A 19,465-nucleotide genomic window follows, 5' to 3' on the forward strand; every position below is an offset into this window, starting at 1 on the left:
ATCTGAGATACTCGCCTCCCGATGACACCCGACCAGCACCCCACCCCGGCCGACGGGCGGCCGCTGACCCGCAGGAGACTGCGCGAGATCGAGCGCGCCCGCGCCGCCGAGGCCGAGCGCGCCCGCCGGGCCGCCGCCCACTCCGCCCCGACCCCGGCCGCATCCCCCGAGCCCCCCGAGTGGGCCGCGTCCCCCGAGTGGGCCGCGCCCCCCGCCCCGGCGGCGGACCGGCCCCGGCGCAGGTCCATCGCCTCCCCGCCCGAGCGGCGCTCGCGGGCGTCCGCGCCCCCCGAACCGCCCACCGTCACCGGCGCCCAGCGGGCCGTCGGCGCGACCCTGGGCCGCAGGCGGCCGCGGGGCGCGGTGGCCGTCATCCTCACGATCGTCGTCGTGGTCGCGATCATCGCCGTGCCCGTCGTCCTGTCGCGCAGCGGCGCCGGGCGCATCCTGGGGGGCGCCACGGCGGGCGGCGGGGGCGGGGTGACGCTGGCCGCCGACGCCCCGATCGACTCGGCCCTGACCGTCACCGGCAGGATCGGCTCGACCCCGGCCCTGTCCCTCAAGGGCGTGCTCGCCCCGCCCGCGCCCGAGCAGGTCATCACCGACGTCGTCGTCCAGGGGACGGGACGGACCGTGAACGAGGGCGACGGCGTGCTCCTGTCGGTCTCGCGCTTCTCCGGGACCGACGGCGCCAACACCACGGGTTCGCCCTCGGGCAGGCGCCTGTTCTTCCGCCGCCTGGACGCCGGTGTCGTCGGCGAGGCCATCGACGCGGCCGTCGTCCAGGCCGCCGAGGGCTCGCGCATCGTCCTGCGCTCGTCCGTCGAGAGCAGCGGCGGGAGGGTCGCCGAGGTGACGGTCGTCGACGTCCTGCCCACCCTCGCCGCGGGCGCGGCGCAGACGCCCGCCGCCGGGACGCCGAGCGTCGCCCTGGCCGAGGACGGCACCGTCTCCGTGGGCCTGACCGGGCTGGCCGCCCCCACCCGCTCCACCGCCGCCGTCGTCATCCGGGGGGAGGGGAGCCAGGTCTCCGCCACCGATACGATCGTGGCCCGCTACACCATCGTGTCCTGGTCCGGGGGCACGGTCCGCACCACGAACTACGGCTGGACGGCGGCCCTGGGCACCATCGACATGACCGACACCCTGGCCGGGCTGGCCCAGGGCCTGGTCGACGTTCCCGTCGGCTCGCGGGTCGTCCTGTCGCTGCCGGCGGACCAGGCGCGCGGGGACGAGCCGGTCGCGGTCGTCGTCGACGTCCTGGCCATCGTCGAGGGCGGCGCCGCCCCGTCCGACGCCGCCTCCGCGCCGGCCACGCCCTGAGCCGGGGCCCGCGGGCGCTACCCTGGTCCGGTCCGCACCCCCGCAAGCGCCCGCCGCGAAGGAGCCACCGATGAGCGTCGCCGTCCGCGTCATCCCCTGCCTCGACGTCAAGGACGGGCGGGTGGTCAAGGGCGTCAATTTCACCGGCCTGCGCGACGCCGGGGACCCCGTCGAGCTGGCCCGGCGCTACGACGCGCAGGGCGCGGACGAGATCACCTTCCTCGACGTGTCCGCCTCCCGCGAGGGGCGCGCCACCATGCTGGAGGTCGTCGCGGCCGCGGCCGAGCAGGTCTTCGTGCCCCTGACGGTGGGCGGCGGAGTGCGCGGCGTCGGGGACGTCGACGCGCTGCTGCGGGCGGGGGCCGACAAGGTCGGCGTCAATACGGCGGCGATCGCCCGCCCCGAGCTGCTGTCCGAGGTCGCCGAGCGCTTCGGTGAGCAGGTCCTCGTCCTGTCCCTCGACGCCCGCCGCTGCCCGCCGGGGGTGAGCACGCCGTCGGGCTACGAGGTCACCACCCACGGGGGCACCCGCTCCACCGGCGTCGACGCCCTGGAGTGGGCGCGGCGGGCCGCCGACCTGGGGGCCGGGGAGATCCTGCTCAACTCCATGGACGCCGACGGCGTCACGGGCGGCTTCGACCTGGACATGCTCGACGCCGTGCGCGAGCGCGTGCGCGTGCCCCTCATCGCCTCCGGTGGGGCGGGGCGGGCGGAGGACTTCGCCGCCGCCGCCGACCACGGCGCCGACGCCGTCCTGGCCGCCAGCGTCTTCCACTACGGGACCCTGACGGTGGCCGACGCCAAGGAGGCCCTGCGGCGGGCGGGCCACCCGGTCAGGACCGCGCCCGCCGCCCCCGCCGCCCGTCTGGACCCGGCGCTCGCCGCCCGCCTCAAGCGCGACGCCGCCGGGCTGGTGGCGGCCGTCGTCCAGCAGTACGACTCCGGCGAGGTGCTCATGGTCGGCTGGATGGACGACGAGGCCCTGCGCCGCACCCTGACCCAGGGGCGCGTGACCTTCTGGTCGCGCTCCCGCCGGGAGTACTGGCGCAAGGGCGACACCTCCGGCCACCATCAGTACGTCAGGTCCGTGGCCCTGGACTGCGACGGCGACGCTCTGCTGGTGCGCGTCGACCAGGTCGGCGCCGCCTGCCACACCGGGGCCCGCAGCTGCTTCGCCGCCGGCGGGGACCTGGGGGCCGTTGTCGGGCGCCGGCCGGCCTCCTGACGCCGGCTCGCCGCCCTGATTTGCCACGGCGGCCCGCCGCCGAGGACTATGAGCGGACCGGGGCGCCGTCGTGCGGGCCCGGTCGGGACCGCCGCTCGGGGTCAGGAGGTGCAGCGGTGAACAGGTTCGAGGAGCTCGCCCAGGCGGCCCGCGCCGCCGTGCGGGCCCGCCAGCGGCGCCTGCCGCTGGAGCACCTGCGCGAGCTGGTGCGCACCGCGCCCCCGACCCTCAATGCGGCCGCCGTCCTGCGCTCGCGCGGCCGGGCCGTGTCCGTCATCGCCGAGGTCAAGCGCGCCACGGCCGACTTCGCCGACCTGACCGGGGTCGGCGACGTCGCGGTCCTGGCGCGCTTCTACGAGGCCGGGGGGGCGGCCTGCGTCTCGGTGGTCACCGAGCCGCTGCGCTCCCACGGCGCCCTGGAGGACCTCGACGCCGTGCGGGGCGCCGTGGACGTGCCCGTCCTGGTCAATGACCTGGTCGTCACGCCCTACCAGGTCCACGAGGCCCGCGCCCACGGGGCGGACCTGCTCATGCTCGACGCGCGCACGGCCACCCTCGTCCTGGAGTCGCTCATCGACCGGACCCACTCCCTGGGGATGCTCGCGGTCGTCGGGGTCCACTCCCGGCGCGAGGCCCTGACCGCCGTGCACGCGGGCGCCCGCGCCCTGGCCGTCGACGCCCGCGACCCCGGCACCCGGGCGGTGGACCGCTCCCGCTTCGAGCAGGTCGCCGAGGTCCTGCCCGGCTCGACCATCCGCATCGCCGCCGGCGGGGTGAGCGGGGCGCACGACGTCATGAACTACGCTCGGGCCGGGGCGGACGTGGTCCTCGTCGGCGAGGCGATCATTCGCTCCGCCGACCCCCAGCAGTTCGTGGCCCAGCTCGTGGCCGCGGGCTCCCACCCCTCACTGCTCACCGCCACCCGCCGAGAGGTCCTCTGAGTGCTCGCCATCGCCCCGCTGCCCGCCCCGCCCGCCTCGATCCCCAGCCCCTCGCGCAACGCGTGGCATCTGGGCCCCTTCTCGCTGCGCGCCTACGCGCTGTGCATCCTGGCGGGCGTCTTCATCGCCGTGTGGTGGACCTCCAGGCGCTACCGCGCGCGCGGCGGCGACGGGGACACGGTTCTGGACGTGGCCGTGCTGAGTGTGCCCGTGGGCATTCTCGGCGCCCGGCTGTACCACGTCATCACCTCCCCGGACGCCTACTTCGGGCCGGGGGGCGACCCCGTCCGCATCGTGCAGATCTGGCGGGGCGGACTGGGCATCTGGGGCGGCGTCGCCGCGGGGCTGGCGGCGGCCGCGTGGCTCATGCGCCGGCGCGGACTGCGCCTGGCCCCCCTGACCGACGCCGTCGCCCCGGCCCTCCTCGTGGCCCAGGCGGTGGGGCGCGTGGGCAACTGGTTCAACCAGGAGCTCTTCGGCGCCCCCACCGCGCTGCCCTGGGGCCTGGAGATCGACGACGCCCACCTGCCGGCCGGCTGCGCCCCCGGAACCCTGTTCCACCCGACCTTCCTCTACGAGGCGCTGTGGAACCTGGCGGGGGCGGCCCTGCTGGTCCTGCTGGAGCGGCGCCTGAGGCGCCGCGACGGGACGACGGGCGGGCGCCTCATCTGGGCCTACCTCATGGTCTACACGGCCGGTCGCGCCTGGATCGAGTACCTGCGGGTGGACGAGGCCGCCGTCGTCCTGGGCCTGCGCCTGAACGAGTGGACGGCGATGATCGTCTTCCTGGTGGGCCTGGTCGGCTTCGTCGCCGCCGGCCGGCGCGGGGCCGACGACGCCATCGCCGTCGGCCCCGCGCCGGACCCCGCCGACGCCGGATCCGACGATGAGGACCGCCATGCGACCCTCGATGGTCCGAATGGCGACACGGAGGGGGGATCGGGCGACGACGACCGGGCTCGGAGTGCGAACGGGTAGTCTCCGGGCCCGTTGTCCCGTAGGCTGGGGCCATGCGCAGAGCCAAGATCGTATGCACCCTCGGACCCGCCACCGAATCGTCTGAGCAGGTGCAGGCGCTCGTCGACGCGGGCATGGACGTCGCCCGCATCAACCGCTCCCACGGCAGCGCCGAGGAGGCCGAGGTGCTCATCGGCAGGGTGCGGGCCGCGGCGGAGGCCTCCGGCCGCCCGGTGGCCGTGCTCGTCGACCTCCAGGGCCCCAAGATCCGCCTGGGCACCTTCGTGGGCGACCAGAGGGTCAAGCTCGACAAGGGCGACGAATTCACCATCACCATCGACGACGTGCTGGGCACCGTCAAGCGCGTCTCGACGACCTTCAAGGGCCTGCCGGGGGACTGCAAGCCCGGCGACCGCCTCCTCATCGACGACGGCAATGTGGCGGTGCGGGTCACCGCCGTCACGGACACCGACGTCATCACGAAGGTCGAGGTCCCCGGCTACGTGTCCAACCACAAGGGCCTCAACCTGCCCGGCGTGGCCGTGTCCGTGCCCGCCCTGAGCGAGAAGGACCGCGAGGACCTGCGCTGGGCCCTGACGCGGGCCGACGCCGACGTGATCGCCCTGTCCTTCGTGCGCAGCGCCTCCGACATCGACGACGTCCACGCCATCATGGACGAGGTCGGGGTGCGCCTGCCCGTCATCGCCAAGATCGAGAAGCCGCAGGCCGTCGACAAGCTCTTCGAGATCGTCTCCGCCTTCGACGGCATTATGGTGGCCCGCGGCGACCTCGGCGTCGAGATGCCCCTGGAGGCCGTCCCGCTGGTCCAGAAGCGCGCCATCGAGCTCGCCCGCCGCCAGGCCAAGCCCGTCATCGTGGCCACCCAGGTGCTGGAGTCCATGATCCAGAACCCGCGCCCCACCCGCGCCGAGGCCTCCGACTGCGCCAACGCCATTCTCGACGGCGCCGACGCCGTCATGCTCTCGGGCGAGACCTCCGTGGGCGCCTACCCCATCGAGGCCGTGCGCACCATGGCCCGCATCATCGAGAACGTCGAGGACAACGGCGGGGACCGCATCGCCCCGCTGGGCTCCTACCCGCAGACCCGCGGCGGGGCGATCACCCGGGCGGCCGCCGAGATGGGCGACCAGCTCGAGGTCACCCACCTGGTGACCTTCACCCAGTCCGGCGACACGGCCCGCAGGCTCTCGCGCCTGCGCTCGCCCATTCCGCTGCTCGCCTTCACGCCGCTGCGCTCCACGCGCAACCAGCTGTCCGTCTCCTGGGGCGTGACCACCTACGAGGTGCCCGAGGTCAGCGACACCGACGAGATGGTCGCCCAGGTCGACGAGGTCCTCCAGGCCAGGCACCTGGCCCGCGCCGGCGACGAGGTCATCATCGTCGCCGGCATGCCCCCGGGCACCCCCGGCTCGACGAACTCCATCCGCGTCCACACCGTCGGCGAGACGGTCGACTACCGGTCCTGAAGGACTCCCCGGGCCGGACCGGGTGACCGGGCGGGGCCCGCACCATCACGGTGCGGGCCCCGCCCGTGAGTTCGCGCCCGGGTCCGTGCCTCCGATGGGATTCGAACCCATAACACTCCGATTTTGAGTCGGATGCCTCTGCCGATTGGGCTACGGAGGCGCGGCGACGGCGAGTGCGTCGGCGCGGAGCATACTAATATGCGAATCGTGAGCAAACAATCCGCGTCCCCTGAGACCCCCACCGCCCGCAGTCGCCGCGTCGTCGTCGCAGAGGACGAGACGCTCATCCGCCTCGACATTGTCGAGACCCTCACCGAGGCGGGATACGAGGTCGTCGCCGAGGCCGCCGACGGCGAGGAGGCCGTGCGCCTCGTCGAGGAGCACGAGCCCGACCTGTGCGTCATGGACATCAAGATGCCCGTCATGGACGGCATTACCGCCGCCGAGAAGATCCTCGACAAGCACTCCGTCGCCGTCGTCATGCTCACCGCCTTCTCCCAGACCGAACTGGTCGAGCGCGCGGGGGCGGCCGGGGCCATGGCCTACGTCGTCAAGCCCTTCACCCCGGCCGAGCTCATTCCGGCCCTGGAGATCGCGCTGTCGCGCCACGAGGAGATCCGGTCCCTGGAGGGCGAGATCGCCGACCTCCAGGAGCGCTTCGAAACCCGCAAGCGCGTGGACCGCGCCAAGGGCCTGCTCATGGAGAAGATGGGGCAGAGCGAGCCGGAGGCCTTCCGGTGGCTGCAGAAGACCTCCATGAACCGCCGCCTGACCATGCGCGAGGTCGCCGACGCCGTCATCGAGCAGGTCGGCGGCGTCTCCAAGGGCCCGGCCAAGAACCGGGACTGAGGGGCGCGCCGCCGGCCCCGTCAGGCCGCGTCGTCGTCGGACCGGGCGTCGGGCCGGGTGTACAGGCTGCGCAGCGTGCCCCGGGCCACGGCGCGGCCCTCGTCGTCGCTCACCCTCACCTCGTAGACGCAGGTGCGCCGGTCCTGGTGGACGGGGGAGGCGATGGCCGTGACGTAGCCGGAGCGCACCGGGCGCAGGTGGTCGACCATGAGCCCGGCGCCCACGGGCACCGCCCCGGCGGGCGCCGCCCGCCGCGCGGCCACGGAGGCGGCCGTCTCGATGAGGGCGGCCGTGGCGCCGCCGTGCAGGACCCCCGCTACCTGGCGGGCGCCCTCCACCGGCATGCGCACGACGCTGCGCTGCGCCCCGCGCTCGAGGACCACCATGGACAGGGTGTCCATGAGGGTCCCCCGCTCCGCCTGCTCCAGGGCCGGTCGCAGCGCGCTGGCGGCGGACACGGCCGAACCGGCCGGACGCGGGACCGGGAAGGGGTCGGTGCCGGAGTCGGGGAAGGCGACGGCGGTGTCGGCGGAGTGCGGGACGGGGCTGTGGGGCTCGCTCATGCCCTTAGGCTGGCACGGTGAGCACCACCGAGACCAGCCCATCCGACCCCGACGCCGCGCCCGGCGCCCCCCGGGCGGGGCGCCTGCTGCTCATCGACGGCCACTCCATGGCCTTCCGGGCCTACTACGCGCTGCCCGTGGACTCCTTCACCACCTCCACCGGCCAGGCGACCAACGCCGTGCACGGCTTCATCTCCATGCTCCTGTCCCTGCTGGAGCAGGAGCGGCCCACCCACCTGGCCGTCGCCTTCGACCTGCCGGGCGGCACCTTCCGCACCCGCCAGTACCCCGGCTACAAGGCCAACCGCGACGAGACGCCCCGGCCCTTCATCGGGCAGATCGAGCTCATCGAGGACATCCTGGCGGCGATGGGGGTGCGCGCCGTGACGGCCCCGGACTACGAGGCGGACGACGTCCTGGCCACCCTGGCCGCGCGGGCCCGGGCCGAGGGCCTGGAGGTCCTGGTGTGCTCCGGCGACCGCGACTCCTTCCAGCTCATCACCGAGAACTGCACCGTGCTCTACCCCGTCAGGGGCGTCTCCGCGCTGCGGCGCATGACGCCCGCCCAGGTGCGGGAGCGCTACGGCGTGGGCCCCGAGCGCTACCCGCACCTGGCGGCGCTGGTGGGCGAGACCAGCGACAACCTTCCCGGCGTGCCGGGCGTGGGGCCCAAGACCGCGGCCAAGTGGCTCAACCTCTACGACGGCCTGGACGGCGTCATCGCCCACGCCGGGCAGATCCGGGGCCGGGCGGGGGCCTCGCTGCGCGAGCACCTCGACGACGTGGTGCGCAACCGCCGCCTCAACCGGCTCGTCACCGACGTCGACCTGGGCATCGACCCCCTGCGCGACCTGCGCCCGGGCGGCGCTGGCCGCGAGGAGCTGGCCCGGATCATGGAGGCCCTGGAGCTGCGCACCCTGCACCGGCGCGCGCAGCGGGTCCTGACCTTCCGCGACGCCGCCGGCTCCGGCGACGGCTCCGCCGACCCGGTGCGCGAGCGCCTGGCGGCGCTGGAGATCGCCGTCCTGGGCCGCCAGGTCGAGCCCGGGGGCGTGGGGGCCTGGCTCGACCGCCACGCGGGCGGCGGGCCCCTGGGCCTGGACGTCGTCGGCGTCCTGGCGCCGGAGCGGGGCGACGCCCAGCTCCTGGCCCTGAGCGACGGCGCGCGCGCCCTGGCCCTGGACCTGGCGCTGGTCGACCCCGACGACGAGCGGGCGCTGGCCGGCCTCCTGGGCGACGCGGACCGCCCCAAGATCGTGGCCGACGCCAAGGGGGTCTGGCACGCCCTGCGCGCCCGCGGCCTGGAGCTCGACGGGGTCGTCGCGGACCCCTCGCTGGCCGGCTACCTGTGCCGCCCCGAGCAGCGCGGCTACGACGTCGCCGCCCTGGCCCGGCGCTGGCTCGACCTGGACCTGGAGGCCCTGGACGGCGCCGGGGACGAGGGCGGCGCCCAGGGCGCCTTCGACCTGGAGGCCCTGACCGACGACGCCCCGCCGCGGGCGCTGCTGGCCTGCGCGCGCCGCGCCGCCGTGCTCCTGCCGCTGTACGACGTCCTGCGGGCGCAGATGGTCGAGCGCGGCGCCGAGGTGCTGTTCACGGACCTGGAGATGCCGGTGGCGGCCCTGCTGGCCCAGATGGAGGACGCCGGCATCGCCGTCGACGACGCCGTGCTCGCCGAGCGCGAGACCGAGCTCGACGCCCGCGTGACCCGCGCCGCCCAGGACGCCTGGGCCGCGGCCGGCCACGAGCTCAACCTCTCCAGCCCCAAGCAGCTCCAGACGGTGCTCTTCGACGAGCTGGGCATGCCCAGGACCCGCAGGACCAAGACCGGCTACACCACCGACGCCGAGGCCCTGGCGGGCCTGTACGCCAAGACCTCCCACCCCTTCCTGGCCGGCCTGCTGGAGCACCGCGACGCCATCAAGCTGCGCCAGACCGTGGAGGGCCTGCGCAGGGCGATCGGGGCGGACGGGCGCATCCACACGACCTTCCAGCAGACGATCGCCGCGACCGGGCGGCTGTCGTCGACCGACCCGAACCTGCAGAACATCCCGGCGCGCACCGAGGAGGGCCGGCGCATCCGCGAGGCCTTCGTCGTGGGGCGCGGCTACGAGTGCCTGCTCACGGCCGACTACTCCCAGATCGAGATGCGCATCATGGCGCACCTGTCGGGGGACGAGGCCCTCATCGAGGCCTTCCGCAGCGGGGAGGACCTGCACCGCTACGTCGCCGCCCTCGTCCACGACATCGACGTCGGGGCGGTCACCGACGCCCAGCGCAGCCGCATCAAGGCGATGAGCTACGGGCTGGCCTACGGGCTGTCCGCCTTCGGCCTGGCCCGCCGGCTCGGCATCGACTCCGCCGAGGCCATCGCCCTGCGCCAGGCCTACTTCGACCGCTTCGGGAAGGTGCGCGACTACCTCGAGGGGGTCGTGGAGCGGGCCCGCGTCGACGGGTGGACCGAGACGATCCTCGGGCGCCGCCGCTACCTGCCGGATCTGACCAGCGACAACCGCCGGCTGCGCGAGATGGCCGAGCGGGCGGCCCTCAACGCCCCCATCCAGGGCAGCGCGGCCGACATCATCAAGAAGGCGATGATCGACGTCGCCGACGCGCTGGCCGGGGCGGGCGCCTCCTCCCGCGTCCTGCTCCAGATCCACGACGAGCTCCTCCTGGAGGTCGCCCCCGGCGACGCCGACGAGGTCGAGCGGATCGTGCGCGACAAGATGGGGCGGGCCGTGGAGCTGTCCGTGCCCCTGGAGGTCTCGGTGGGGCGCGGGACGACCTGGCGCGAGGCCGCCCACTGAGGGAGCCGGTGCGAACGTGAGGGATTCCACGCATAGCGAATACAGATTGCCCAGGACCGCATAGGCTACGGATTGGGTGCATGCTGATAGAGTCCCTTGAGTGCGCTCCTGGGCGACTTGACGTCCCCGACCGAGTCGCGGTGCCAGTCCGGGCTGGCCCGGGACGAGGGGTGCGCACGGCTCTGCCCACCCGACCATCACATCCGTATTCGGAGCACCCACTCAATGACCACAACCATGCCCAGCCCCGCCCCGGTCGCCGTCAACGACATCGGCTCGACCGAGGAGATCCTCGCCGCCGTCGACCAGACCATCAAGTACTTCGATGACGGCGACATCGTCGAGGGCACCGTTGTCAAGGTCGACCGCGATGAGGTCCTCCTCGACATCGGCTACAAGACCGAGGGCGTCATCCTCGCTCGCGAGCTGTCCATCAAGCACGACGTCGACCCCGACGAGATCGTCTCCGTCGGCGACGAGATCGAGGCCCTCGTCCTCCAGAAGGAGGACAAGGAGGGACGCCTGCTCCTGAGCAAGAAGCGCGCCCAGTACGAGCGCGCCTGGGGCACCATCGAGCGCGTCAAGGAGGAGGACGGCGTCGTCACCGGCACCGTCATCGAGGTCGTCAAGGGCGGCCTCATCCTCGACATCGGCCTGCGGGGCTTCCTGCCCGCCTCCCTGGTCGAGATGCGCCGCGTGCGCGATCTGCAGCCCTACGTCGGCCGTGAGCTCGAGGCCAAGATCATCGAGCTCGACAAGAACCGCAACAACGTGGTTCTCTCCCGCCGCGCCTACCTGGAGCAGACGCAGTCCGAGGTGCGCACCAACTTCCTCCAGACCCTCCAGAAGGGCCAGGTCCGCTCCGGCGTGGTCTCCTCCATCGTCAACTTCGGCGCCTTCGTGGACCTGGGCGGCGTCGACGGCCTGGTCCACGTCTCCGAGCTGTCCTGGAAGCACATCGACCACCCCTCCGAGGTCGTCGAGGTCGGCCAGGAGGTCACCGTCGAGGTCCTGGAGGTCGACTTCGACCGCGAGCGCGTGTCCCTGTCGCTCAAGGCGACCCAGGAGGACCCCTGGCAGGCCTTCGCCCGCACCCACGCCATCGGCCAGGTCGTGCCCGGCAAGGTCACCAAGCTCGTCCCCTTCGGCGCGTTCGTGCGCGTCGAGGACGGCATCGAGGGCCTGGTGCACATCTCCGAGCTGGCCCAGCGCCACGTGGAGGTCCCCGAGCAGGTCGCCAAGGTCGGCGACGAGGTCTTCGTCAAGGTCATCGACATCGACCTGGACCGCCGCCGCATCTCGCTGTCCCTCAAGCAGGCCAACGAGGGCGTGGACCCCAACTCCGAGGACTTCGACCCCTCGCTGTACGGCATGGCCGCGGAGTACGACGAGAACGGCAACTACAAGTACCCCGAGGGCTTCGACCCGGAGACCAACGAGTGGCTCGAGGGCTACGACGCCCAGCGCGAGGCCTGGGAGGCGGAGTACGCCGCCGCCCACGAGCGCTGGGAGGCCCACAAGGCCCAGGTCGCCCGGGCCATGGAGCGGGACGCCGACCCCGGCGACGCCGGGTCCGCCTCCTACTCCTCGGCCGCCTCGGAGGCCACCGGCACGCTGGCCTCCGACGAGGCGCTGGCCGCCCTGCGCGAGAAGCTGACCGGCAACTGAGACGATCCGGCCACGACCGATCGACGCCCGTCCCGTCCGCCGCCGGCGGGCGCGGCGGGCGTCGATCGGAGCCGGGACGGGGCGGCGTCCCCATCGCGCCGGCGCCCGACTCGTGCCAGTCTGCTGTCGTTTGCGGGCGACGCCCCGGAATCGGAAAGCGGAGGGGAACTGACGATGACCAGTTGGGGTGAGCTGCCCGATCTCATCGCGGGGGCGGGCGATCCGCGGGGGCGCAGCGCCCAGGAGCTCCTGAGCCGCCTGCTCGTGGAGGATCCCCCCGATGCGGAGCCCACCGGGGCCCAGGCGCGCGCCGTCGCCGAGCCGCTCATGGCCGTGGACCGGGTCTGGGTCGCCGCCCTGGGGGAGGATCCCGACCGCAGTCGGGAGGACCTGGAGCGGGCCGCGGCGGTGTGCGAGGCCCTGCGGTCCGCGGTGTCGGCCTCGACCCTGCCCCTGCGGTACGCGCGGGTGGAGCTGTGCGCGGTCCTGGGCCTGCGCGCCGAGGCCATTGAGCAGCTGCGCACGGCGCGGCTGTTCTCCTTCGGCGAGCCCGACGCCGAGGCGACGCTCACCACCGCCCGCCTGCACGACGACTACTCCGGGGTCATCCGCACCACGACGGCGACCCCCGCCCGTCCCGACGCCGACCCCGCGGGCACGGCCCTGACCCTGGCGGCCGGCCTGCTGCCGCACCTGGCGCGCGGCGGGCGGGTGGAGGCGGAGGACGCCCTCATGTCGCTGACGCTGCTGGCGGTGCCCGAGAGCCTGCGGCTGCGGGTGCTGGGCGATGAGCTGGAGTACCTGGGGCTGTCGGGGCAGTGGGAGCGGGGGCTGGCCCTCATGCGCCACTCGGGGCCGGCCGACCCGGGGCAGGCCACCGCCTGGTCCCTGCTCAACGCCGCCGTCGGGGCGAGCCTGGTGCTGCGCGAGGCCAACCGCGCGGGCTACGGGTCCAACGCCCTGGGCTCCACGATCGACTGGCGCACGCCCTGGGGCGACCTGAAGGTCACCGGCTGGGACCCCGTCGTGCGGGCCTACGACGCCGTGACCGCCTTCGTGCGGGCCCTGGCCGTGCGCTTCGACGCGCGCAACGGCAACAACGGGGTGTCCTTCTGGGCGGAGAGCCGCATGGCGGCCGAGGCCCGCTCCCTGGCCTCGCGCTCCTACGGGACCGTGACGGGCGTGGTCGCCGACCGCGCCACCCTGGGCAACCAGGGCCGGCTCCTGGGCCAGGTGCGCGAGCTGCTCGTGCTGGCCAACGGCTACGGCCTGGACTCGGTGCACGAGCGCGCGCTGGTCACCGCCGAGACCGTGAGCCAGTCGCTGGCGGCCGTGACCGACGACTCCCAGCTGGAGACGGTCGTCGACCTGCGCATCGCCTTCTGCCGGCTCCTGCTGGCGCTGGGCGCCGATGAGCGCGCGGAGAAGGAGGCCCTGGACACCGCCGAGCTGTGCCTGTCCCAGGGGTGGTCCGAGCTGGTGGTGGCGAGCCTGACCATCGCCGCGCAGACGGCCGCCCGCCATCGCGACGCCCGGGCGGCCTCGGCCTCGTGGGAGCGGGTGCGCCAGGAGGCGGGCGACTGGGGGGCGTCGCGGGCGGGGGAGCGGGCCGGCGTCGTCGTCGAGGCGATCGGGGACCCGGCCTCCGCCGCCCAGGCGCTGACGATCATCGCCGAGGAGGTCGCCCGGGGCGTGGAGGAGGACCACGGCCGGGCCAGCGCCGCGCGCGAGTTCTGCAAGCGCGCGCGCACCCAGCTCGAGCGCTGCCGCACCGCGCCGCGGGGCGTGGCCGAGCGCCTGACGGCGGTGGAGGCGGCCGTGGCGCCCTTCGGCCGCGGCCACGGGGGGCGGCGCTCGCGCGGCGGGGCCGCGCGCAGATCCGAGGAGGGCGGCGAGCGGGCCTCCTGAGGCTCCTGAGCGAGGAGCGGCCGCCGGCTATACGCTCCCGTTATGCATGATGCCGCGCCGCCCTTGTCTGACCACTTGGTCACCGCGCTCGTCACCGGCTTCGAACCCTTCGACGGCGCCCGCCTCAACCCCTCCTGGGAGGCCGTCCGCCTCCTGCCGGGGGAGCTGGCGCTGGCGCACGGGGCCCTCATCGTCCACCGCGAGCGGCTGCCGGTGACCTTCGAGGGCGCCCGGGGCCGCGTGCGCGAGCTCATCGCGGCGCTGCGCCCCGATGTCGTCGTGCTCGTGGGCCTGGACGCCGGCGCCCGGGCGGTGAGGCTGGAGACGACGGCCCGCAACCTGGCCGGGGCCCGCATCCCCGACAACGCCGGCCGCCGGCCCCGCGGCGAGGCCCTGGTCTCCGGCGGGCCGCCCCGGCGCTGCGCCACGTGGAGCGCCCCGACGCTGGCGGGCAGGCTGCGCGCCGCCGGTCACGCGGTGGAGGTCAGCGACGACGCCGGGGGCTACGTGTGCAACGCGACCCTGTACGCCGCCCTGGAGGCCCTGGAGGCCGGCGGCCGGACCGGAGTGCTCACCGGGTTCGTGCACGTGCCCGGGCCCGGGGCGCCGGGCGCCGACGACGTCCCCGCGCTGCTGACCGCCCTGCTGATCGAGCTCGCCGACCAGGTCCGCCGCCGCCGGGCGTGGAGGCAGGGGGTGGGGCGCGCCTCCGTCCCGCGCGCCGGGCGCCCCCTGCGGGTGGGGCTGACCGGCGGGATCGGCTCGGGCAAGTCGACGGTGGCGCGCCTGCTGGCCCGGCGCGACGCCACCGTGGTCGACGCCGACGCCATCTCCCGGCGGGTGACCGGGGCGGGCGGAGCGGTCCTGGGCCGGATCCGCTCCGTCTTCGGCGACGGGGTCATCACCGCCGACGGCGCCCTCGACCGCTCCGCCATGGCGGGCCTCATCTTCTCCGACCCCTCCGCGCGCCGGCGCCTGGAGTCCCTCACCCTGCCGCGCATCGCCCTGGAGGCCGCCCAGGAGATGGAGCGCGCCGGGGCGGGGGGAGTGGCCGTCTACGACGTCCCCCTGCTCGTGGAGCAGGGCATGGCGGACCTGTTCGACTCCGTCGTCGTCGTCGAGTCCCCGCTGGAGCAGCGCCTGGAGCGCCTGGAGCGGCGGGGGCTGGAGCGCGCCGAGGCCATGGCGCGCATGGCCGGCCAGGCCGACGACGAGGCGCGCCGCGCCCTGGCGGACGTCGTCCTGATCAACAACGGCACCGAGGCGGACCTGGCCGACGGCGTCGCCTGGCTGTGGGACAACCGGCTCTCCCCGCTGCGGCGGCTCGGGGCGGCCGACCGGTCCGCGTAGCCTGGGCCCATGCGTCCCGTCACCGACCTGCGCCGCCGCGCCAGGCCCTTCGAGGTCATCAGCCCCTACACGCCCGGCGGCGACCAGCCGGCCGCCATCGACGAGCTGGAGCGGCGCCTGAGGGCGGGGGAGAAGGACATCGTCCTGCTGGGGGCCACCGGCACCGGCAAGTCCGCGACCACCGCCTGGCTGGTGGAGAGGGTCCAGCGCCCCACCCTCATCCTGGAGCCCAACAAGACCCTGGCCGCCCAGATGGCCGCCGAGTTCCGCGAGCTGCTGCCGAACAACGCGGTGGAGTACTTCGTGTCCTACTACGACTACTACCAGCCCGAGGCCTACGTGCCCCAGACGGACACCTTCATCGAGAAGGACTCCTCCATCAACGACGAGGTCGAGCGCCTGCGCCACAGCGCGACGAATTCGCTGCTCACCCGCCGCGACGTCGTCGTCGTGTCCTCCGTGTCGTGCATCTACGGCCTGGGCACCCCCCAGGAGTACGTGGACCGCATGACGCCGCTGGCCGTGGGCCAGGTCATCGACCGCGACGAGCTGCTGCGCCGCTTCGTGGCCATGCAGTACACCCGCAACGACGTCGACTTCACCCGCGGCACCTTCCGGGTGCGCGGCGACACCGTGGAGATCATCCCCATGTACGAGGAGCTGGCCATCCGCGTGGAGTTCTTCGGCGACGAGATCGAGTCCCTGGCCACCCTCCACCCGGTGAGCGGCAAGGTCATCGACTCGGCCGACGAGGTCTTCGTCTTCCCCGCCTCCCACTACGTGGCCGGCCCCGAGCGCATGGCGCGGGCCATCGAGGGCATCGAGGCCGAGCTGGCCGATCGCCTGGCCGTCCTGGAGCGCGACGGCAGGCTCCTGGAGGCCCAGCGCCTGCGCATGCGCACCACCTACGACCTGGAGATGCTCGGCCAGATCGGCATGTGCTCGGGCATCGAGAACTACTCGCTGCACATCGACGGGCGCTCCCCGGGCACCCCGCCCAACACCCTGCTGGACTACTTCCCCGAGGACTTCCTCCTGGTCATCGACGAGTCCCACGTGACGGTGCCGCAGATCGGGGCCATGCACGAGGGCGACGCCTCGCGCAAGCGGACCCTGGTGGATCACGGCTTCCGCCTGCCCAGCGCCCTGGACAACCGGCCGCTGACCTTCGCCGAGTTCGAGGACCGCATCGGCCAGACCGTCTACCTGTCCGCCACCCCGGGCCCCTACGAGACGCGGCGCTCCGACGGCGTCGTCGAGCAGATCATCCGCCCCACGGGCCTGGTGGACCCCGAGGTGGTGGTCAAGCCCACCGAGGGGCAGATCGACGACCTGCTCGAGCAGGTGCGCGTGCGCGTCGAGCGCGGCGAGCGCGTCCTGGTGACCACCCTGACCAAGCGCATGGCCGAGGACCTGACCACCTACCTGGCCGAGCGGGGCGTGCGTGTGGAGTACCTGCACTCCGACGTCGACACGCTGCGGCGCGTGGAGCTGCTGCGCCGACTGCGCCTGGGGGAGTTCGACGTGCTCGTGGGCATCAACCTGCTGCGCGAGGGCCTGGACCTGCCGGAGGTCTCCCTGGTGGCGATCCTGGACGCGGACAAGGAGGGCTTCCTGCGCTCGGCCACCTCCCTCATCCAGACCATCGGGCGCGCCGCCCGCAACGTCTCGGGGCAGGTGCACATGTACGCCGACGCCATCACCCCGGCCATGGCCGCGGCCATCGGGGAGACCGAGCGGCGCCGCGCCAAGCAGATCGCCTACAACGCCGAGCACGGCATCGACCCGCAGCCGCTGCGCAAGAGGATCGCCGACGTGACCGACATGCTCGCCCGCGAGGACGTGGACACCGCCGAGCTGCTGGCCGGCGGCTACCGCGGACACGAGGAGCGGGCGGTGGTCTCGCGGCGCCGTCGGGCCGCCGAGGCCACCGTGCGCGAGAAGCTGGCCGGGGCCGCCCAGGGGGACCTGGCCGACCTCATCACCGAGCTCACCGCCCAGATGCACGCCGCCGCCGAGGACCTGCACTTCGAGCTGGCGGCCCGGCTGCGCGACGAGATCCGGGACCTGAAGAAGGAGCTGCGCTCCATGCGCGCGGCGGACTGACCGGCGCCGGCCGCATCGCCGACGCCGCACCGGGCGCCGGCCGCGCGGGCCGCCGAGCCGTTAGACTCGCCCCGACCACTCGGAGGGGAGTACTCCCACCAACGGCGACGTCGTCATCACGGCGACCGGGTCCTCAGGGCCCCGGCCCCGGCGTCGCAGGCCCCGGGTCCGCGCCGTCCGGCGCGGGCCGCGGCGGGAGGAGACCTTCGGTACCTTTTCCGAACCCGTACCGAAGGAGCGCCCGTGGACGTCCACGCCCTCGGATGGATCGCCCTGGCCGCGATCATCCTGACCATGATCACGATCGACGTCGTCGGCCATGTGCGCACCCCCCACGAGCCCTCCATGAGGGAGGCGGCCGCCTGGTCGGCGGCCTACATCGCCATGGCCTGCGCCTTCGGCGCCGTCGTGTGGGCCGTGTGGGGCGGGCGGTACGGCCAGGAGTACTTCGCCGGCTACATCACCGAGAAGGCGCTGAGCATCGACAACCTCTTCGTGTTCGTCATCATGCTCACCGCCTTCCGGGTGCCGCGCGCCTACCAGCAGGAGGTGCTGCTGGCGGGCATCGTCATCGCCCTGGTACTGCGCCTGGTCTTCATCCTGGCCGGCGCCGCCCTCATCGAGAACTTCTCGGCGATCTTCTACGTCTTCGGCGCCTGGCTCATCTACACCGCCGTGGCCCAGGCCCGCGAGGGCGTCCAGCGGCCCGACGAGCACGAGGCCGAGGAGTACCGGCCCAGCGGCTTCGTCAGGCTCGTCTCGCGGGTCGTGCCCATGACGGACGGCTTCGTGGGCGGCAAGGTGATCCACCGCCACGCCGGGCGCACCATGATCACCCCGATGCTCCTGTGCATCATCGCCATCGGCACCGCCGACGTCATGTTCGCCGTCGACTCCATCCCGGCGATCTACTCCCTGACGGCCGAGCCCTACCTCGTCTTCGCCGCCAACGCCTTCTCCCTGCTGGGGCTGCGCCAGCTCTACTTCCTCATCGACGGGCTGCTGGACCGCCTCGTCTACCTGCACTACGGACTGGCCGCCATCCTGGGGTTCATCGGCCTCAAGCTCGTCAACCACGCCCTGCACAGCAACGAATTGCCCTTCATCAACGGGGGGCGACCCTGGGAGGCGATCCCCGAGCCCTCCATCGGGGCGTCGCTGGGCCTCATCGTCGTCGTCGTCGCCCTCACCGTCGTCGCCTCCGCCCTGTCCTCCCGGCGCGCCGCCGCGGCCGGGCGCGACGGCGACCGCTGAGAGGGGGGACGATGGGCGCGAGTCCCCTGGCCTGGCTGGCGCTGGGCGCCGTCGTCGCGGGCCTGCTGACCCTGGACTTCGTCGGGCACGCCCGCAACCCGCACCCGCCGGGCCTGCGCGAGGCCGTGGGCTGGAGCCTGGCCTACATGGCGCTGGCCGCCGGCTACGGCGCCGTGGTGTGGGCGGTCGCCGGCGGCGCGTGGGGGCAGGAGTTCTACGCCGGGTGGGTCACCGAGTGGTCGCTGAGCGTGGACAACCTCTTCGTGTTCATCCTCATCCTGTCGGCCTTCCGGGTGCCGCGCGCCTACCAGCAGAAGGCGCTGCTGGCGGGCATCGTCATCGCCCTGGCGCTGCGCCTGGTCTTCATCCTGGCCGGCGCCGCCCTCGTGGAGCGCTTCGGCGCCGTCTTCTACGTCTTCGGCGCCCTCCTGATCGGCACCGCCGTCAGGCAGGTCGTCGACGCCCGCCGGCCGGACGGGCCCGACGACGGCGCCGAGTACGCCGACAACGCGGTGACCCGCCTGGTGCGGCGGGTCCTGCCCACGACCGACGGCTTCGTGGGCAACCGGCTGATCCACCGCCACGCCGGGCGCACCATGATCACCCCGATGCTCATCGCCGTCGTCGCCCTGGGCTCGGCCGACCTCATGTTCGCCGTCGACTCCATCCCGGCGATCTTCGGGCTCACCTCCGAGCCCTTCCTCGTCTTCAGCGCCACGGCCTTCTCCCTGCTGGGGCTGCGCCAGCTCTACTTCCTCATCGACGGGCTGCTGGAGCGGCTCGTCTACCTGCCCTACGGCCTGGCCGTCATCCTGGGGTTCATCGGCCTCAAGCTCATCGACCACGCCCTGCGCGTCAACTCCCTGCCCCTCATCAACGGCGGGCGGCCCGTGGAGCTCGTCCCCGAGCCCTCCACGGCGGTCTCCCTGCTGGTCATCGTGGTGACCCTGGCCGTGGTCGCCGTCGCCTCCCTGCTGCGCACCCGGCGCCGGGGCGGGCGCCGGTAGGCTGGCGGCCATGACCGATC

Annotated in this window: 14 protein-coding genes, 1 tRNA gene and 1 pseudogene; 14 read left to right on the forward strand and 2 right to left on the reverse strand. The window is 73.9% G+C overall.

The genetic code is table 11. From position 1 onward, the window contains the following. Positions 1-21 precede the first annotated feature (21 nt). From G446_RS15050 to pyk, 6 genes and pseudogenes are all read left to right on the forward strand, one after another. Complete coding sequence (locus G446_RS15050) at positions 22-1,323, forward strand: FKBP-type peptidyl-prolyl cis-trans isomerase (RefSeq protein ID WP_051285502.1); 1,302 nt, start codon at positions 22-24, stop codon at positions 1,321-1,323. A 70-nt stretch (positions 1,324-1,393) separates the two neighbouring features. After that, a pseudogene (hisF, locus tag G446_RS15055) lies at positions 1,394-2,161 on the forward strand (imidazole glycerol phosphate synthase subunit HisF); the annotation flags it as partial. A 27-nt stretch (positions 2,162-2,188) separates the two neighbouring features. Beyond that, positions 2,189-2,548: a phosphoribosyl-AMP cyclohydrolase gene (gene hisI, locus G446_RS20720; RefSeq protein ID WP_245574517.1), complete on the forward strand. Its 360-nt coding sequence runs from the start codon at positions 2,189-2,191 to the stop codon at positions 2,546-2,548. Between the two features lie 116 nt (positions 2,549-2,664). Further along, a complete protein-coding gene (locus G446_RS0100365) occupies positions 2,665-3,489 on the forward strand; it encodes an indole-3-glycerol phosphate synthase TrpC (protein WP_026408625.1) in 825 nt (274 codons plus the stop codon). Beyond that, the gene (gene lgt, locus G446_RS15060; RefSeq protein ID WP_156916452.1) at positions 3,490-4,467 is read left to right on the forward strand and encodes a prolipoprotein diacylglyceryl transferase; all 978 of its coding nucleotides are present in this window, start codon (positions 3,490-3,492) and stop codon (positions 4,465-4,467) included. Between the two features lie 32 nt (positions 4,468-4,499). Then, positions 4,500-5,933 carry a pyruvate kinase gene (gene pyk, locus G446_RS0100375; RefSeq protein WP_026408626.1) on the forward strand — a complete coding sequence of 478 codons (1,434 nt, stop codon included), beginning with the start codon at positions 4,500-4,502 and terminating at the stop codon, positions 5,931-5,933. 86 nt (positions 5,934-6,019) lie between these two features. Here the strand turns inward: pyk and G446_RS0100380 are convergent. Further along, positions 6,020-6,093 (reverse strand) — tRNA-Leu (locus tag G446_RS0100380). A 38-nt stretch (positions 6,094-6,131) separates the two neighbouring features. Between G446_RS0100380 and G446_RS0100385 the strand changes: the two genes are divergently transcribed. Further along, complete coding sequence (locus tag G446_RS0100385) at positions 6,132-6,782, forward strand: ANTAR domain-containing response regulator (RefSeq protein WP_034468509.1); 651 nt, start codon at positions 6,132-6,134, stop codon at positions 6,780-6,782. Between the two features lie 20 nt (positions 6,783-6,802). On the opposite strand, the gene G446_RS0100390 is transcribed toward G446_RS0100385, so the two are convergent. Beyond that, positions 6,803-7,345 carry a PaaI family thioesterase gene (locus tag G446_RS0100390; protein WP_026408628.1) on the reverse strand — a complete coding sequence of 181 codons (543 nt, stop codon included), beginning with the start codon at positions 7,343-7,345 and terminating at the stop codon, positions 6,803-6,805. 17 nt (positions 7,346-7,362) lie between these two features. Between G446_RS0100390 and polA the strand changes: the two genes are divergently transcribed. The 7 genes from polA (at position 7,363) to G446_RS0100425 (ending at position 19,445) form a co-directional block, all read left to right on the forward strand. Beyond that, positions 7,363-10,152, forward strand: coding sequence for a DNA polymerase I (gene polA / locus G446_RS0100395; protein WP_026408629.1), 2,790 nt, complete (start codon positions 7,363-7,365; stop codon positions 10,150-10,152). Between the two features lie 225 nt (positions 10,153-10,377). Then, positions 10,378-11,820, forward strand: coding sequence for a 30S ribosomal protein S1 (rpsA, locus tag G446_RS0100400; protein WP_026408630.1), 1,443 nt, complete (start codon positions 10,378-10,380; stop codon positions 11,818-11,820). A gap of 174 nt (positions 11,821-11,994) precedes the next feature. After that, positions 11,995-13,728: a hypothetical protein gene (locus G446_RS0100405; RefSeq protein ID WP_026408631.1), complete on the forward strand. Its 1,734-nt coding sequence runs from the start codon at positions 11,995-11,997 to the stop codon at positions 13,726-13,728. A gap of 42 nt (positions 13,729-13,770) precedes the next feature. After that, the gene (gene coaE, locus G446_RS19015; protein WP_084778772.1) at positions 13,771-15,078 is read left to right on the forward strand and encodes a dephospho-CoA kinase; all 1,308 of its coding nucleotides are present in this window, start codon (positions 13,771-13,773) and stop codon (positions 15,076-15,078) included. Positions 15,079-15,087: 9 nt separating this feature from the next. Continuing rightward, positions 15,088-17,184: an excinuclease ABC subunit UvrB gene (gene uvrB / locus G446_RS0100415; protein ID WP_026408632.1), complete on the forward strand. Its 2,097-nt coding sequence runs from the start codon at positions 15,088-15,090 to the stop codon at positions 17,182-17,184. 243 nt (positions 17,185-17,427) lie between these two features. Further along, a complete protein-coding gene (locus G446_RS0100420) occupies positions 17,428-18,438 on the forward strand; it encodes a TerC/Alx family metal homeostasis membrane protein (RefSeq protein WP_026408633.1) in 1,011 nt (336 codons plus the stop codon). 11 nt (positions 18,439-18,449) lie between these two features. Further along, on the forward strand, positions 18,450-19,445 hold the full coding sequence (locus G446_RS0100425; RefSeq protein ID WP_026408634.1) for a TerC/Alx family metal homeostasis membrane protein: 996 nt from the start codon (positions 18,450-18,452) through the stop codon (positions 19,443-19,445). Positions 19,446-19,465 lie beyond the last annotated feature (20 nt).

Origin of the sequence: Actinomyces dentalis DSM 19115 (assembly GCF_000429225.1) — a bacterium.
Lineage (GTDB): Bacteria > Actinomycetota > Actinomycetes > Actinomycetales > Actinomycetaceae > Actinomyces > Actinomyces dentalis.

Bases quoted from the DNA above. Each gene is read 5' to 3' on its own strand.
- G446_RS0100405 (WP_026408631.1), top strand. From the start codon at position 11,995: ATGACCAGTTGGGGTGAGCTGCCCGATCTCATCGCGGGGGCGGGCGAT.
- pyk (WP_026408626.1), top strand. From the start codon at position 4,500: ATGCGCAGAGCCAAGATCGTATGCACCCTCGGACCCGCCACCGAATCG.
- G446_RS15050 (WP_051285502.1), top strand. From the start codon at position 22: ATGACACCCGACCAGCACCCCACCCCGGCCGACGGGCGGCCGCTGACC.
- G446_RS0100385 (WP_034468509.1), top strand. From the start codon at position 6,132: ATGCGAATCGTGAGCAAACAATCCGCGTCCCCTGAGACCCCCACCGCC.
- G446_RS0100390 (WP_026408628.1), bottom strand. From the start codon at position 7,345: ATGAGCGAGCCCCACAGCCCCGTCCCGCACTCCGCCGACACCGCCGTC.
- uvrB (WP_026408632.1), top strand. From the start codon at position 15,088: ATGCGTCCCGTCACCGACCTGCGCCGCCGCGCCAGGCCCTTCGAGGTC.
- G446_RS0100425 (WP_026408634.1), top strand. From the start codon at position 18,450: ATGGGCGCGAGTCCCCTGGCCTGGCTGGCGCTGGGCGCCGTCGTCGCG.
- coaE (WP_084778772.1), top strand. From the start codon at position 13,771: ATGCATGATGCCGCGCCGCCCTTGTCTGACCACTTGGTCACCGCGCTC.
- rpsA (WP_026408630.1), top strand. From the start codon at position 10,378: ATGACCACAACCATGCCCAGCCCCGCCCCGGTCGCCGTCAACGACATC.